Annotated in this window: 9 protein-coding genes and 2 tRNA genes; 4 read left to right on the top strand and 7 right to left on the bottom strand. The window is 68.1% G+C overall.

Translation table 11 applies throughout. The features are described 5' to 3' along the window. Window positions 1–136: 136 nt before the first annotated feature. Window positions 137–1,711, bottom strand: coding sequence for a S1C family serine protease (locus AC1DK9_RS04365; RefSeq protein ID WP_476863091.1), 1,575 nt, complete (start codon window positions 1,709–1,711; stop codon window positions 137–139). Between the two features lie 306 nt (window positions 1,712–2,017). On the opposite strand from AC1DK9_RS04365, the gene AC1DK9_RS04360 reads away from it, so the two are divergent. The 3 genes from AC1DK9_RS04360 (at window position 2,018) to AC1DK9_RS04350 (ending at window position 6,509) form a co-directional block, all read left to right on the top strand. Beyond that, complete coding sequence (locus tag AC1DK9_RS04360) at window positions 2,018–4,090, top strand: TPM domain-containing protein (protein WP_476915100.1); 2,073 nt, start codon at window positions 2,018–2,020, stop codon at window positions 4,088–4,090. A gap of 115 nt (window positions 4,091–4,205) precedes the next feature. After that, a complete protein-coding gene (locus tag AC1DK9_RS04355; protein WP_476915099.1) occupies window positions 4,206–4,994 on the top strand; it encodes a PspA/IM30 family protein in 789 nt (262 codons plus the stop codon). 90 nt (window positions 4,995–5,084) lie between these two features. Further along, window positions 5,085–6,509 (top strand): cryptochrome/photolyase family protein, encoded by a 1,425-nt coding sequence (locus AC1DK9_RS04350; protein ID WP_476915098.1) that lies wholly within the window; start codon window positions 5,085–5,087, stop codon window positions 6,507–6,509. Window positions 6,510–6,567: 58 nt separating this feature from the next. Here the strand turns inward: AC1DK9_RS04350 and AC1DK9_RS04345 are convergent. From AC1DK9_RS04345 to AC1DK9_RS04330, 4 genes are all read right to left on the bottom strand, one after another. After that, window positions 6,568–6,644, bottom strand: a tRNA-Met gene (locus AC1DK9_RS04345). 134 nt (window positions 6,645–6,778) lie between these two features. Further along, a tRNA-Met gene (locus AC1DK9_RS04340) sits at window positions 6,779–6,852 on the bottom strand. 242 nt (window positions 6,853–7,094) lie between these two features. Further along, window positions 7,095–10,112 (bottom strand): UPF0182 family membrane protein, encoded by a 3,018-nt coding sequence (locus tag AC1DK9_RS04335; RefSeq protein ID WP_476915097.1) that lies wholly within the window; start codon window positions 10,110–10,112, stop codon window positions 7,095–7,097. A 159-nt stretch (window positions 10,113–10,271) separates the two neighbouring features. Next, window positions 10,272–11,477: a YlbL family protein gene (locus AC1DK9_RS04330; protein ID WP_476915096.1), complete on the bottom strand. Its 1,206-nt coding sequence runs from the start codon at window positions 11,475–11,477 to the stop codon at window positions 10,272–10,274. A 235-nt stretch (window positions 11,478–11,712) separates the two neighbouring features. Here AC1DK9_RS04330 and AC1DK9_RS04325 point away from each other — a divergent pair, with 235 nt between their 5' ends. Next, on the top strand, window positions 11,713–13,167 hold the full coding sequence (locus tag AC1DK9_RS04325) for a zinc-dependent metalloprotease (RefSeq protein WP_476915095.1): 1,455 nt from the start codon (window positions 11,713–11,715) through the stop codon (window positions 13,165–13,167). Between the two features lie 110 nt (window positions 13,168–13,277). Here AC1DK9_RS04325 and AC1DK9_RS04320 read toward each other — a convergent pair whose 3' ends face one another. After that, window positions 13,278–13,925 (bottom strand): M48 metallopeptidase family protein, encoded by a 648-nt coding sequence (locus AC1DK9_RS04320; protein WP_476915094.1) that lies wholly within the window; start codon window positions 13,923–13,925, stop codon window positions 13,278–13,280. Beyond that, entirely contained in the window at window positions 13,925–16,015 is a 2,091-nt protein-coding gene (locus tag AC1DK9_RS04315) for an ATP-dependent DNA helicase UvrD2 (protein WP_476915242.1), read from the bottom strand. Before AC1DK9_RS04315 ends, AC1DK9_RS04320 begins: the two co-directional genes overlap by 1 nt. Between the last annotated feature and the right edge of the window lie 144 nt (window positions 16,016–16,159).

Raw genomic sequence — 16,159 nt, 5'->3', positions numbered from 1 at the left:
GCCCCGGTTAACGCCTGTGTCAGGGCTCCCCCGGCACAGCGCCGACTCGGGCGGAACGGCCGGTTCTCGGTTCGGATTAACGAGTGCCGGCCGGCACCCCAGGGCGCCGGCCGGCATGGTGCTGCTCGTTCTGCTGCTACTGGTCGGCTGCAGCCCCCAGGGTCACGTCGAGCTGCTGCTCCTGGCCGCCCCGGAGGACGGTGACCTTGACCGCAGCCCCGGCGGCCTGCTCGCGAACCGCGGCCGTCAGCTGGTTCGGATCGCTGATGGCCCGGTTCTGGAACTTGGTGATGACGTCGCCCACCTTGATGCCGGCCTTGTCAGCGGCCGAGCCCGGCTCGACCGTGGCCACATCTGCGCCGACCGAGAAGCCCGAGGAGGAGGTACCCGCCGCCTTGGACTTGACGCTCACACCGAGCTGGCCGTGGGTGGCCTTGCCGCTGCTGATGATCTCCTGGGCGACGCGCTTGGCGTGGTTGATCGGGATGCTGAAGCCGACGCCGATGTTGCCGCTGCTCGTGCTGCCGCTGGCGTCTCCGCCGGCGGAGGCGATGGCGACGTTGACGCCGATGATTTCACCCTTGCTGTTGACCAGGGCGCCGCCGGAGTTGCCCGGGTTGATAGCCGCGTCGGTCTGGATGACGTTGATTGAAATGCTGCCCTGGTCGGAGGTGCTCGGCGCCTGGCCGCCACCCGGAGGAGCGAACTGGAAGCCTTGGTCTCCGCCCTGGGAATTGTCGGCGCCGCCCTTGGGAGCGGCCGAGGAGGCCACGCTGATGGTGCGGTTGAGCGTGGACACGATGCCGTCGGTGACGGTTCCGGTCAGGCCCAGCGGGGAGCCGATCGCGACGGCGGTGTCACCGACGTTGAGCTTGTCCGAGTCGCCGAGGGTGGCCGGAACCAGTCCGCTCGGCTTGTCGATCTTGATCACGGCGAGGTCGGAGAGGGGGTCGGTGCCGACGATCTTGGCACTGAAGACCTTGCCCTCGCTGGTGCGGACCTCGACGGCGGCGTTGGCAGTCTTTCCGTCCAGGGTGACGACGTGGGTGTTGGTAAGGACGTGGCCTTCGCCGTCGAGGATGATGCCGGAGCCGGTGCCGCCGTCGCTTCCACTCGTGGCCTTGATGGTCACGACGCTGGGCGAGGCCTTCATGGCCGCGGCAGTGATCGCGTTGACGTCGTCCTTGTTGTTCACGATCACGGTGCCGGACTGGCTGGTGCTGCCGGTGGACGCGAGCGGCCGGTTCCCAAGCAGGGCGCTGCTGCCGGCTACGACTCCGCCGCCCACCAGGCCTGCGGCCAGGATGCTGGCAACCAAAGTGGGGACGCCAAAAGCGGCCTTACGCTTCGGCGCGTTGCTGGGGTGGTTGTATGCGGAGTTGTGGGGAATCGGGCCGGTGGGCTGCTGGTTGCCGTAACCGCCGTAGGGGCCGCCCTGGGCGTTCGGGGCGGAGTGCCCTGAGGCCGACGGCGCGCCGAACTGCTGGGTCTCGGGACCAGCGTGCTGGCCATAAGCCGGCGGACGCTCCGGATACACGGGACGCGGGGAGCCACCCGCTGATTGGTCGAGCCGCATGGTCGGGTTTTCCTGGGCTGAGTCCTCCGCCGCCGCTTCGTGCGGAGTCCCGGCTGCGGCCTCCCCCCGCTCAAGGGGCTCCCGGTCCTTCATCGATGGATCCGGTGACGCGCCCTGCATTGGGTTCTCAGTCATGGGACTTCCTTTCATCCTCGTCTGCAGTCAATTATGGCCGCCCTGACTGGAACAAGAGCGAACATTTGCTGGGAGGTCGCTGGACGCCGACGTGTGCCGGGGTGGCGCTAAGTCCTGCCGTCCCGGCAGCTTCAGCGCGTTTCGCTGGTGGCATATTCCCCGCGGTGGACGGCCTGTGGGGTGCACCATAGAATCAAATGGAATTGCCACAGCGACCTGCGGCTTTACACCTGCGTGGGGGCGCTGCTGCGTTCTGAGACGGCCGGCTCGGCTCGATCCGGTCACAGAAGTGCTGAAGGGTTGCACATGCGGTCAATGATGAAACGATTCCTCGCCGTTCTTGGCGTGGCCGGACTGCTGGCGCTCCCCGCCGCTCCTGCCCTCGCCGAAGATCCGGTGACCATTCCTTCCGGACAAAACATCGTCGACAGCGGCAATGTGCTGGGCAACCGCAAGGGTGAGGTCCAGGACGCCATCCAGAAGCTCCTGATGGACCACAAGTACAACCTTTACGTGGTCACCGTGAAGACCTTCGAGAACCCTGCCGATCCGAAATCGTGGTCCCAGGCTGTAGCAACGAAGAAGGGCATGGGCCGGGCCGACGTCATCCTCGCCATGTCCGACGACGGCAAGTACTACTTCTCGCCCAACTCGGCCAGCGCCATCTACTCCAAGACCAGCACCATCAGCCAGAACGCGATTGTCGCGAACCTGGCCGGCGGAAAGCGCGACTTCGCCCAGGCCGCGATCGACACTGCGGCGGCCGTCGGCGACGCCGCCGGCGGCGGCAGCGGCTCGGTCCCCTCTGCCGCGGGTGCCGGGAACGGCGTCCTGGTGGGCGTCGGCGTCGTGGCGGCCGGCGGGGTGGGAACCTACCTCTACTTGCGTAACCGGCGGAAGAAGACCGCCGCGGCCGGCGGCGCCGCTTACGGTCCGCAGGCCGAGCTCGACCCCCTGGCGGGGCTGAGTGTCGAGGAGCTGCGCCGCAAGAGCGGTTCGCTGCTGATCGAAGCGGACGACGCCATCAAGTCCAGCGAGCAGGAACTTGGCTTCGCCCAGGCGCAGTACGGTGATGCGGCCGTCGGGAACTTCACGAAGGCGCTGCAGGACGCGAAAGCCCACATGAGCGAGTCATTCAAGCTGCAGCAGCAGCTCGATGACCACATTCCGGACACCGAAGAGCAGCAGCGGACCTGGCTCGGCGAAATCATCCGCCGTTCCGAGGCTGCCCTGTCCTCCCTCAAGGAACAGAAAGCGGATTTCGACTCCCTGCGTGAGCTGGAGAAAAACGCCCCGCAGGCGCTGGCGGCCGTCGGCAGCGGCGCGACGGAAGCCGAGGCTAAGATTGCCGCAGCGGAAGAATCCCTGACCGGGCTGCGCGCCAAATACGCGGAGAGCGCGCTGGTGCAGGTGGCAGACAACATCAGCCAGGCCAAGGAACGGCTGGCCTTTGTACAGAACGCTTCCGCCACGGCACGGGAGAAGCTCGACGCCGGCGAGAGCAGCCTCGCTGCCGTCGCCGTCCGCGCGGCGGAGGAGAGCCTGCACCAGACCAACGTGCTCCTCGGAGCCATCACCAAGGTGGCCGGCAACCTGGACGAGGCCCGCAACGGGCTCGAGTCCGCCGTGGTGGACACGTCCCAGGACCTGGCCCAGGCCCGGGCCATGATCCAGTCGGGCACCCACCCGGAGCTGGCCGGACCGGTGGCCGGCGTGGAGGCAGCCCTGGCCCAGGTGAAGGCGGAGATCCAGGGCGGCAAGATCGACCCGATCGCCACCCTGGAGCGGGTGGAGAACGCCCACCAGTCATTGGACGCGGCCCTCACCGGGATTCGCGACCAGCAGGAGCAGGCCCGCCGGGCGCAGGCCTCGCTACAGCAGAGCATCATGTCCGCCCAGGCTCAGATCAGCGCGACCTCCGACTACATCACGGCCCGCCGCGGTGGAGTCGGCACCGAGGCACGCACCCGGCTCGCGGAAGCGCAGCGCAACCTTGACTACGCCCTTTCCATCTCCCGCACCGACCCGGTCACCGCCCTGCAGTACGCCCAGCAGGCCCATTCCCTTGCCGCCCAGGCGGCGCAGCAGGCGCAGGCCGATGTGGACCAGTTCGGCGGCTACGCGAACCAGGGCTACGGCCGCGGTGGCATGTTCGGCGGCGGCGGTGGCGGCGGCCTCGGCGGCGCCATCCTCGGCGGCATCCTGATCAATTCCATCCTGCACGGCGGCGGTGGCGGCGGCTGGGGTGGCGGAGGCGGCGGCTGGGGCGGCGGAGACTCCGGCGGCGGCTGGGGCGGCGGCGACTCCGGCGGCGGCTGGGGCGGCGGCGACTTTGGCGGCGGCGGCGATTTCGGCGGCGGAGACTCAGGGAGTTTCTAGCCGGCCGGTTACAGGCTAGGCGCCGGCGGACCTGTTCCGGCCGGCGGGTAGAAGCGGTACATTCACTGTTCACCGATTTCAGTGGCCACCACTGGATGGGACGAAAGGTAACACCATGGTTAAACAGTCCATTTTCGGCCGCATGGCGCAGCTGGCGAAGGCGAACATCAATGCCTTGCTCGATCAGGCCGAGGACCCGCAGAAGATGCTGGACCAGATGGTCCGCGACTACACGAACAACATCGCCGAGGCTGAATCGGCGGTCGCCCAGACCATCGGCAACCTGCGCATGCTCCAGGACGACTACAACGAGGACATCAAGAACGCGCAGGACTGGGGCAACAAGGCCCTCGCCGCCTCGCGCAAGGCCGACGAGTACCGCGCCAAGGGCGACACGGTCGACGCCGAGAAGTTCGACAACCTGGCCAAGGTGGCCCTGCAGCGCCAGATCTCGTCCGAGAACGAAGCCAAGTCGGCTGAACCCAGCATCGCTTCCCAGTCCGACGTCGTGGAAAAGCTCAAGCACGGCCTGGACCAGATGAAGGGCAAGCTCAACGAGCTCACCAGCAAGCGCAACGAACTGGTGGCCCGCTCCAGGACCGCGGCCGCGCAGACGCAGGTGCACGATGCCCTCAAGAGCATTGACATCATGGATCCGACCTCCGAGGTGGGCCGTTTCGAAGAGAAAATCCGCCGCGAGGAGGCCAAGGTCCGCGGCCAGCAGGAACTCGCGGCTTCCAGCCTGGACGCCCAGTTCAACTCCCTGGAAGACCTCGGCGAGCAGACCGAGATCGAGGCCCGGCTGGCCGCGCTGAAGTCCGGCGGCTCCGCCCCGGCCCTGGGTTCCGGCAATGGCTCCGCCACGCATTCCACCGTGGACGAAGCGGACTTCGACAAGCTCTAACCCATCGGGCAAGGGCCGGGCACGACTGGGTGCCCGGCCTTTGCTGTGCCTGCTACCCGCCGCCCGCTGTTCATCCAGTAGCGTTGAGCCATGTCTTCGACCCTTGTCTGGCTCCGCGATGATCTCCGCCTCGACGACAACCCCGCCCTGGCGGAGGCTGCCGCACTTGGCAGCCCACTGACCGTCGTTTACGTGCTGGACGAGGAATCGCCGGGTGTGCGGCCCCTCGGCGGCGCCGTGAAGTGGTGGCTGCACCACTCGCTCGAGGCCCTGGCCGCCGACCTTGAGGCGGCGGGCTCCCGGCTCCTGCTGCGGCGCGGCCCGGCCGACCGGGTCATCCGCGGACTGGCCGAGGAGTCCGGCGCCACCCGGCTGCTCTGGAACCGGCGCTACGGTGGGCCGGAACGCGCCGTCGACGCCGGGCTCAAGGAATGGGCGGCCGGCCGCGAGATCGACGCCTCGAGCTTCCAGGCCAGCCTGATGTTCGAACCCTGGACGGTGCGGACCGGCTCCGGCGGGCCGTACAAGGTCTTCACACCGTTCTGGAAAGCCTGCCTCGACGCACCCGAGCCGCGGCAACCGCTGGACGCGCCGCAACGGCTGCCACAGCCGGCCAAGACCGGCAAGGGCGGGCTGCCCGAGAGCGAGGCGCTGGAAAGCTGGGGGCTGCTCCCCCGCAGGCCGGACTGGAGTTCCGGGCTCGCCGCGGAATGGACGCCGGGCGAGGCGGGCGCACACAGCAGGCTGGAGGACTTCCTGGACGGTCCGGCGGAGGATTACGCCACGGGCAGGGACGTCCCCGGCGTCGAGGGCACCAGCAGGCTCTCCCCGCATCTGCGCTTTGGTGAAATCAGCCCGTTCCGGGTCTGGCATGCACTCCGGGAACGTTTCCCGCGCAGCGCACCGGCCGACGTCGGGATCTTCCGCTCCGAACTGGGCTGGCGGGAATTCTGCTGGCAACTGCTCTACGAGAACCCGCAACTGGCCACCCGGAACTACCGCCCCGACTTTGACCGCTTCGAGTGGCAGACGCCGTCGGACGCCGAACTACAGGCCTGGCAGCAGGGGCGCACCGGTTATCCGCTGGTGGACGCCGGCATGCGGCAGCTGTGGCAGACCGGCTGGATGCACAACCGCGTCCGGATGGCCGCGGCCTCGTTCCTGGTCAAGAACCTCCTGGCCGACTGGCGGCTCGGGGAGGCGTGGTTCTGGGACACCCTGGTGGACGCCGACGCCGCAAGCAACCCGGCCAACTGGCAATGGGTGGCCGGTTCGGGAGCCGACGCCTCCCCCTACTTCCGCATCTTCAACCCGGTCACGCAGAGCAAGAAGTTCGACGGCGCCGGCAGATACCTGCGGCAATTCATTCCGGAGCTTGCCGGCCTCGACGACAAGGCCGTACACGAACCGTGGAAGGCCGACGGCGGCGCGGCCGGCTATCCGGGACCGATCGTGGGGCTTCCCGAGTCGCGGGCGCGGGCCCTGGAGACCTACCAGCGGCTCAAGGACGGCTAGGAGCCCTAAGAGACAGCAAAGGCCCGGATCCAAGGATCCGGGCCTTTGCCGTTGTCATTGGTTGCGGGGACAGGATTTGAACCTGTGACCTCTGGGTTATGAGCCCAGCGAGCTACCGAACTGCTCCACCCCGCGTCGCTTGATCAACACTACCCTATTCCGGCCGGTACTCAGACCACCGGCTTGCGACGTCCTGGGACGCCGATGACTACCCCGTGGTTAAAGCAAGAAGTCCGGAACACTTTCCAGTGTTCCGGACTTCTTCTCAGTTGCGGGGACAGGATTTGAACCTGTGACCTCTGGGTTATGAGCCCAGCGAGCTACCGAACTGCTCCACCCCGCGTCGCAAGAACAACTCTACCTGCCGATGAACGGGAGGCAAAATCGGGGCGGCGTGATGTGCGTCCCACTGGCTTGCCGCCGGCTGTCAGGGGCGCCCCAGCGGCGCCCGAACCGAGCCCCCAGCGGCGCCCGGACCGGGCCGGGGTGGGACCACCCGACAAAGCGAAAGGCCGGACCGCCGTTCCAACGGAACGGCGGTCCGGCCTTCGGCCTTCCTTCAGCTGCCTGCCTGTCCTGCAGCGCCTACTTGCTCGGCGACGGCGACGGCGTGGCCGACGGCGACGGCGTGGCCGACGGCGATGCGCTGCCGGACGGTGACGGGGTGGCAGACGGTGAAGGCGACGGCGTCGTCGTCGTGATCTTGCCTTCCGCGTCGATCGCCCGCTGCAGTGCCGCGGAGAGCTTCTTCTGCTGCTCGCCATAGGCCGCGAAGTCGCCCTTGGCGAGGGCTGCCTGGCCGGCCTTGATCGCCGCATTGGCCTCGTCCAGGGCCGCCTTGAGTTCAGCCTTGGCGTCCTTGCCGCCCGGAGTCGGGGTGGCAGGGGTCTGGCCGTTGTTGGCGGCGTCGCCGGCGGTGGCGCCGGACCGGCCGCCGAAGAGCTGGTTTAGTGCCTCGTCCAGGGTCGGTGCGAAGCCGATCCTGTCGCCGAACGCGACCAGTACCCGCTGCAGTGTCGGGTAGGAGGTCTCACCCGTCGACTTCAGGTAGACGGGCTGGACATAGAGCAGGCCGCCGCCCACCGGCAGCGTCAGCAGGTTGCCGTTGAGCACCGCCGAAGCGCCCTGGCGCAGCAGGTTCAGGTCCTGCGACACCTTCGGATCGGAGTTGAACTTGTTCTGCGCCTGGCCGGGGCCGGGGACGTTGGCTTCCGGCGGGATCTGCAGCAGCCGCAGCTGTCCGTAACTCGCCGCCTTCACGCCCTTCTGGTTGCCGGCATCGGAGTCCGCGGCCAGGAACCCGTATAGGACGTTGCGGGCGTTGCCGTTGACCACCTGCGGGATGAAGGAGGACGTCAGCTGGAAGGCCGGCTTGTCCTGGTCGGGCATCTGCAGCGACATGTAGAACGGCGGCTGCTTGACCCCTTCTTCCTTGACGGTGGGATCGTTCGGCACGCTCCAGGCGTCGTTGTTGGTGAAGAAGCTGTCCGCATTCGTCACGTGGTACCGGCCCAGCAGTTCGCGCTGGACCTTGAACAGGTCCTCCGGGTAGCGCACGTGGCTCATCAGGGCCCCGGACATCTCCGAGTACGGCTTCAGGGACGTGGGGAAGACCTTCTGCCAGGCCTTGAGGACCGGGTCCTGGTCATCCCAGGCGTAGAGCGAGACGGAACCGTCGTAGGCGTCCACGGTCGCCTTGACCGAGTTGCGGATGTAGTTGACGGAGTTGCTCGGCAGCGCGGCCGTGCGGCCCGCCGAGGTCTGCGAGTCCCTCGTGGCGTCCGAGAGCTGCTCCTGCTGGGAGTACGGGAAGTACGGGCTGGTGGTGTAGCCGTCCACAATCCACTTCACCCGGCCGTCGACGACGGCGGGGTAGGCGTTGCCGTCGACGGTCAGGTACGGCGCGACCTTCTCTACGCGTTCCTTGGGGTTCCGGTCGTAGAGAATCTGCGATTCGGCGTTGACGCCGTCGGACAGCAAAAGGTCAGAAGACTGGAACTTGATCGCGTACAGGATCTTGTTGAAGAAGCTGCCCACGTTCGGGCCGCCGTTGCCGGTGAACGTGTACTGCGTGCCCGCGTCGCCTTCCTTGGCCGCCGGGCGGTCCTGTTCGCGGTGCGCGGCGCCGGCCGGGGCGCCCACGATCGAGTAGTCCGGCGAGTTCTCGCCGAAGTAGATCCGCGGCTGGTAGCTGGTGTCGGTGCCCAGCACGCCGGTGGAGGGAATGCCGGACTGCAGGAATTCGGGCTTGCCGTCCGCGGTGAACTTGTTTCCCTTGGCAGCGACCACACCGTAGCCGTGGGTGTAGACCACGTGCTTGTTGAGCCAGGACTGCTGGTTGGTGGCCAGGCCCCCGGGGTTCAGCTCGCGTACGGCGATGACGGTGTCCTGGATCTTGCCGTTCACCTCGTAGCGGTCCACGTTCAGGGTGCTCGGGAACTGGTAGTACGGCCGGTACTGCTCCAGCTGCGAGAACGCGTCCGAGATCAGGTTCGGGTCCAGCAGGCGGATGTTGGCGGTGGTCTGGGCGTCCGGGGCGAGGGCGCCGGTGGTGGCGTTGGTGGTGGCCTCGTAGCGCTTTTCCTGGATCTTATCCAGGCCGTAGGCGGCGCGGGTCATGGTGATGTTCCGCTTGATGAATTCGTTCTCCAGGGTCTGCTCCGAGGGGCGGACCTGGAACTGCTGGATCACCCAGGGGTAGACGCCGCCGGCCAGGATCGAGGTGATCACGAGCATGGCGGTGCCGATCACCGGCAGCCGCCACTTGCCGATGACGGCCGCCACGATGAAGAGCACGGCCACGAGGGCGGCGGCGACGGCGAGGATGGCCTTGGTGGGGATGACCGCGTTCACATCGGTGTACAGCGCACCGGCCCACCGTCCGCCGTTGTTCAGCACGGCGGAGTAGCGGTCCAGCCAGAAATTGACGCCGAGCAGCAGCAGGAAGGCCGCGCCCGTGACCGCGAGGTGGATCTGCGCGGCGCGGCTGGTGAAGACGCCGCGTTCCATCAGCCGGATGCTGCCGTAGAGATAGTGCGTGAGGATCCCGGCGATGCCGGCGACGACGGCGACGCTGAGCAGGAAGCCGGTGACGAAGCCCAGGAAGGGCAGCGTCATGAGGTAGAAGCTGATGTCCAGGTTGAACTGCGGATCGTTCTGGCCGAAGGGTGCCTGGTTGAGGAACAGCATCACCTTCTGCCACTGGCTGGCGGCCGCGCTGCCGGCAAAGAGGCCGAACAGCACCGGCAGGCCGATCATGACCACGCGGCGGATCGGCTCAAGTTGGGCCTGGTAGCGGTTGAGGTTGTCGCGGACGTCCGAGTCGGGCGCGTAGACCGGCCGTGCAATGTAGGCGATGCGGATCGCAAAGAACACGGCGGCGAACATCACGGCGAAGCCGGCCAGGAAGATGATGATCCGGGCAAGGTTCTCGGTCAGGAAGACTTCGAAGAAGCCCAGCTGCTGGTACCAGAGCACGTCCGTCCAGACATTGGCGAAGAAGATGAAGCCCACCACGATCAGGGCGACAACGATCAACGTCGGCGTCAGTGCGCCTCGCCGTTGCTGTGGCCTTCCGGGTGGGACAATGCTGGGACGGGACAAACTCGGTACCTCATAGCTGGTCGTCAGTGCTGCTGGTTTTTTAGTTGTCTAAGTGCGTCGTGTTGCTGCAGTCTAGCGACTGCCGTAGCCGCCCCGGCAGGGACGCAGCGGCCGTCATTAGTGCCACGAGTGACGCGTGAGCTTAGTTCCGGGGTCAGTCTAGTTGCTGGTGCAGGCCGGAAGACCCGATGTGTCGCCGCCGGCGGCGTCGAGCTCGACGGCACGGCGCGCCTCATCGAGCGTCTCAACCTTGACGACCTGCAGGCCGGAGGGAATATGGCCCACCACGTCGTCACAGTTGGCCGCCGGAGCAAGGAACATGGTGGCGCCCCCGGACCTGGCACCGACCATCTTCTGGGCAATCCCGCCGATCGCTCCGACGTCGCCGTCGGGAGTAATGGTGCCGGTACCGGCGACATGTTTGCCGCCGGTCAGGTCACCGGGCGTCACAGTGTCCACGATGCCGAGGGCGAACATCATGCCAGCGCTCGGCCCGCCCACCTGGTCCAGCGAGATCTTGACGTTGAACGGGAACTTGAACTTGTACTGCAGCACAACGCCGAGGAGGTAGCGGCCGCTCTGGGACCTGCCCGGGGTAACCGTCACCGGCAGCTCGCGGCCGTTCCGGTCGACGACGACCGCGACCGGCTTGCCTTTGCCCTCCGCGAGCTGCGACTGGACGACGCCCAGGGCCGTGATCGGCTTGCCGTCGATCGAGACCAGCACGTCACCTTCCTGGATCTTGCCCTTCGACGCGGAGTCGTCCGGGATCCCGGCCACCTGCAGCTTCTGCTCGAACGGGATGCTGAGTTCCTTGAGCGCCGCGGCGACGGCGTTCTCCTGGGAGGTCGTCATGGCGACCGCGCTTTCCTGCTGCGACTGTTCCTTGGTCACACCCTTGGGGAAGATCAGTTCCTCCGGATAGACCGCCTTCGAGGGGTTGAGCCAGGCGCTCAGGGCTTGGAAGACCGTAACCGGCCCGTTGGGGCCGCCGTCGACGTAGACGGTGGTGAGGTCCAGGTTGCCCTTGGCGGGGAAGGTCTGGTGCCCGGCCACGGTGATGACCGGCTTGCCGTTGTCCGTGCCGAGCGTGTTGAAGGTGGGGCCGGGCGATTCGATCACATAGGGAACGGGCAGGCTCATGGCGGCGAGGCCGAGGGCCAGAGCCAGCAGGCCGGAGACCAGCATGGTGGAGGATCGGTTGCCCTCTCCCCCGTCGCCCCGCGTGGCCGCGCTTCCCGGGGTGCCCGTGCGTCCGGCGGTGAAACGCGACCAGGCGCTGCCCCTACCGCTGCTGGCGTCGCCGCCGCTGCTGCCGTCGCCGGGCGCGGGTTCGGCCGGGGGCTGTCCGTGGGTAAACGTCAATGAAGGACCTCTCCGTGCCGGCGCCCGGGGCCTTCGCGGGCCGGGATCAAGGCGCTGCGGCTGCGGCCGAAAACCGGTGCGCAGCCTTCAAATATTCCAGCCTCTAACACTACGCGCTCGGGCGCCGCCGGGGCTCTTTGCCGACAGCGAACGTGGCCGGGTTTCGGGAGACAGCTCCTCACGCGGAGGGGTAGCGTGAAGTTGAGCACCAGTCACACCGACGATCGGCGGGATCATGACCTCTAACCCACTCAATCCGTCCAATGGGGACGACGAACCCAAGGATCCGCTGGCTGAAATGCTGCAGAACCTGATGGGCGGCAAGGGCATGGGGGACATCGATCCGGCAGAGCTCGCCAAGGCCGCCGGGCTGCCGGACGACCCGAATCTGCTGGCACAGATGTTTTCACAGGTCCAGGCCATGATGAGCGCCTCCTCCGAGGGCCCGGTGAACTGGGAACTCGCGCACGAAAACGCCCGCCGGGTGGCCGCCAGCGGCTCCGACCCGTCCGTGACGGCCGCACAGTCCCGCGAAGTTGACGAGGCCCTCCGGCTGGCCGAGCTGTGGCTGGACCAGGTCACCGAGCTTCCCGCCACCGGGCTGATCGGCCGGGCCTGGTCCCGCGCCGAATGGGTCGAAGAAACGCTGGGCACCTGGAAGCGGCTGACCGAGCCGGTGGCCAACAGCATCGCCAACGCACTCTCGTCCGCCATGACCGAGCAGATGCCCGAGGAAATGAAGTCCATGATGGGCGGCGCCTCCTCGATGCTGCAGAACATGGGCGGAGCCATCTTCGGCATGCAGCTGGGCCAGGCGATCGGCGCCCTCTCCGCCGAAGTTGTCAGCTCCACAGACATCGGCGTTCCGCTCGCCGACCTCGAAATGGCGCTGTTGCCGGCCAATGTCGCGAAATTCGGCGAAGGCCTCAGCCTGCCGGAAAACGACATCCGCCTCTTCCTGGCGGTCCGTGAGGCCGCGCATGCCCGGCTCTTCGTGCAGGTACCCTGGCTGCGCGGACACCTGCTCGGCGCGATCGAGGCCTACGCCCGGGGCATCCACATCGACACCTCCAAGATCGAGGAACTCGCCCGCGAGCTGGATCCCAGCAACCCGGAGGGCATCCAGGAAGCCCTGTCGCAGGGTGTTTTCATGCCGCAGCGCACGCCCGCCCAGGACCAGGCCCTCGAGAAGCTCGAGACGGCGCTGGCCCTGGTGGAGGGCTGGGTGGATGAGCTCACTGCCGCCGCGACGGAGAAGCTGCTGCCCTCGGCTGCGGCGCTGCGTGAGACGGTACGCCGCCGCCGCGCGACCGGCGGCCCCGCGGAGCACGCGTTCTCGTCCCTGGTCGGCCTGGAGCTGCGGCCGCGCCGGCTGCGCGAGGCTGCCACGCTGTGGGCACAGCTGAAAGAGGAACGCGGCGTGGAAGGCCGGGACGCCATCTGGCAGCACCCCGACCTACTGCCCACGTCCGCGGACCTCGATGATCCGAAGGGCTTCAGCGAACGCCGCAAGCTGGCCGAGGCCAGCGACACCGAGGTCGACGACGCGCTGCAGAAACTGCTGAGCGGCGGGTTCGACACGGCCGAACCCGGAGCAGACCAGAGCGGCAAAGAAGATACCGGCGGGACCGGGGACGATTCCAGCGGCGAGCCCGGCGCAGGGGACGAAAGCGACAACCCCAAGGCCTGATCGGCCTTTTCAGCGAACGGCAGCGGAAGCCCCGGCCGAACCTTGGTTCCGGCCGGGGCTTTCCCGTGCCCGGGAAGGTCAGCGGGCGGGGAAGTCAGCGGGCGGGAAAGTCAGCGGGCGGCGGCACTGCCGACGTCGGCCCCGGCGTCGTCCGCGTCGTCCACGTCAGCACCGTCCGCGTCGGCCGGGAGGCCGCGGGCGGTCGCGAAGGACACGCCCTCCAGGAACGCCTTGGCGCGCTCGGTCTCCGGATACGCGGCCAGCAGGCGCCAGAACGCATCGTTGTGGGCTGCCACGAGCAGATGCGCGAGCTCATGCAGGAGCACATAGTCGATGACCCACTGCGGCATTGGCTGCAGCTTGTGGGAGAGCCGGATGGTTCCCTCCGACGGCGTGGCAGAGCCCCAGCGCGAGTTCTGGTTGGTCACCCAGCGGACCGACGTCGGGACCGCCCGGCCGCCCAGGTACTTGGCGGAAAGCCCGGCGGCATGGGCGGCCAGCTCCGTGTCGCTGCCGGCCCGGCGCTTGCCGGCGGCCTGCCGGCCGCGGGTGCCCTGCAGTCGGAGCTTCTCCAGCATCCGGTGCACCCATTCGCGTTCCTGGGCGGCGCTGAAATGCGCCGGGATCGCGACGACAGCCGTGCCGTTCTCCCAGAATGCCGCCACCGTGCGGCGGCGCCGGGCCGAGCGGCGCACTTCCACGGGCGCACCGTCGGCGGTGGTCAGTGGGCTCACGCCGCTCTTCGCCGCGCCGGCCATCAGAGGCTGGAGCTTTCGGCGAGGACCGCCAGCACTGCGTCGCCGTATTTTTCCAGCTTCGACGCGCCGACTCCCGGCAGCGTGGCGAGCTGTTCGAGGGACTCGGGCCGCGCTTCGGCGATAGCGGTCAGGGTCGCGTCGGTGAAGACAACGAAAGCCGGGACATCTGCCTCCAGCGCGGTTTCCTTACGCCACTGCCGCAGCGCCTCAAAAGTCTGCTCCTCGTAGCTCGGCGGGCACTGGTTGCACCGGCCCACCTTGCGTTCGGCGCCGCTGGAAAGCATGCTGCCGCAAACCCGGCACGACGCCGGTACGGCCGCCTTGCGCCGCGGCGCGGTGCCCTTGCCGCGGACGGAGGAGCTCGCCACCGAGTCGGGCCGCAGGCCGTCCAGGAAGCGCGAAGGCTTCCGGTTGGCGCGGCCGCCCGGGGTCCTGGCCGTGGACCAGGACAGGTGCAGGTGCTCCTTGGCCCGGGTGATGCCGACGTAGAGCAGCCGGCGTTCCTCGTCAACGGCTTCGGGGGTGTCCGCGAAGGAGATCGGCATCAGGCCTTCGCTCAACCCGACCAGGAACACCGCCTCCCATTCCAGGCCCTTGGCAGCGTGCAGCGAGGCCAGGGTCACGCCCTGGACGGTGGGGGCGTGCTGCGCCAGCGACCGCTCCTGCAGTTCGTTGACGAAGTCCGCGAGGCTGAACTGCGCTCCCCTGCTGACCACCAGTTCGTCGGCGAGGGCCACGAGGGCGGCCAGGGATTCCCACCGTTCCCGCAGGGCGCCGCCGTTGTGCGGGGCGGCGTCCGTGTAGCCCAAGGAGGACACGATGTCCCGGACCAGCTGGCCGAGCGGCTCCGGGGCGGCGGTTTCGGCGACGGCGCGGGTCGCGGCCCGCAGCTGCAGGATCGCGTCCCGGACTTCCTTGCGGGCGAAGAACCGCTCGCCGCCGCGCAGCTGGTAGCCGATGCCGGCCGAGGCGAGGGCCTGTTCGTAGGCCTCCGACTGTCCGTTGGTGCGGAAGAGCACCGCAATCTGGCTCGCGGGCGTTCCGGCGTCGAGCAGTTCGCGGATCTTAACGGCGACGGTGGCCGCTTCGGCCTCGTCGTCGGAGCACTCGGTGAATTGCGGAACGGGGCCGGCCGGCCGCTGGGCCACAAGCTGCAGGGGCGCGGCCCAGGCCGCGTCCGCCACGGGTCCGCCGCTGCGCCGGCCGGCCAGCAGATCGTTGGCCAGCTTCACCACCTGCGGGGTGGAGCGGTAGTCGCGGATCAGCTTGACCACCGTGGCGTTGGGGTACTGGGCCTTGAACCCGAGCAGGTGCTTCGGCGAGRCACCGGTGAAGGAGTAGATGGTCTGGCTTGCGTCGCCGACGACGCAAAGATCGTCGCGCCCGCCCAGCCAGAGTTCCAGGAGCCGCTGCTGCAGCGGCGAAACGTCCTGGTACTCGTCCACCACGAAGTGCCGGTACTGTTCCCGGACGGTCGCGGCAACCTTGGGGTCCTCTTGCAGGATGCCGACCGTGATCAGCAGCACGTCTTCGAAGTCGATCACGTTCCGGTCTGTCTTGACGTCCTCATAGGACTGGAAGACGCGGGCGACGGCGGTCAGGTCGAAGCCTCCGGGGGTGCCGCGGCCCTGGGCTTTCTCCAGGTAGTTGGCCGGCGTGAGCATCGACACCTTGGCCCATTCGATCTCGGAGGCCAAGTCCCGGATGGAGGCCCGGTCGGTGCTAAGCCGCAGCCGGCGGGCTGCCTCTGCGATCATCTGGGCCTTGTGGTCCAGCAGGTTGGGCAGCGCGCCGCCGACGGCCTGCGGCCAGAAGAACTGCAGCTGGCGCAGCGCTGCCGCGTGGAAAGTTCGGGCCTGCACGCTGCCGACGCCGAGGTCGCGGAGCCGGCTGCGCATTTCGGCTGCGGCCCGCGCGGTGAATGTGACGGCCAGCAGTCGCTGCGGGCTGTAGACCCCCGAGTGCACGCCGTACGCGATGCGGTGCGTGATGGCCCGGGTCTTGCCGGTGCCGGCGCCCGCAAGCACGCACATGGGACCGTTCAGGGTGCTGGCCACCTCGCGCTGCTCGGCGTCGAGGCCGCCCAGGATCCGCTCCTCGAGGGAACGGTTGTCCGGTGCGGGAGGTTCGGCGGCCGGCTGGCGGTCGTGGGGCTGTCCGGCCGGAAGGGCGCTGGACTGGAAAATATCTGTGTTCACTTCTGCTGCTCAGTCGTTGAAGGGTGCGCGGCGGAG

The organism is Arthrobacter sp. 01T414 (assembly GCF_056398965.1).
The sequence above is the reverse complement of the archived record's forward strand: the minus strand, read 5'-3'. Positions and strand labels throughout refer to the sequence as shown.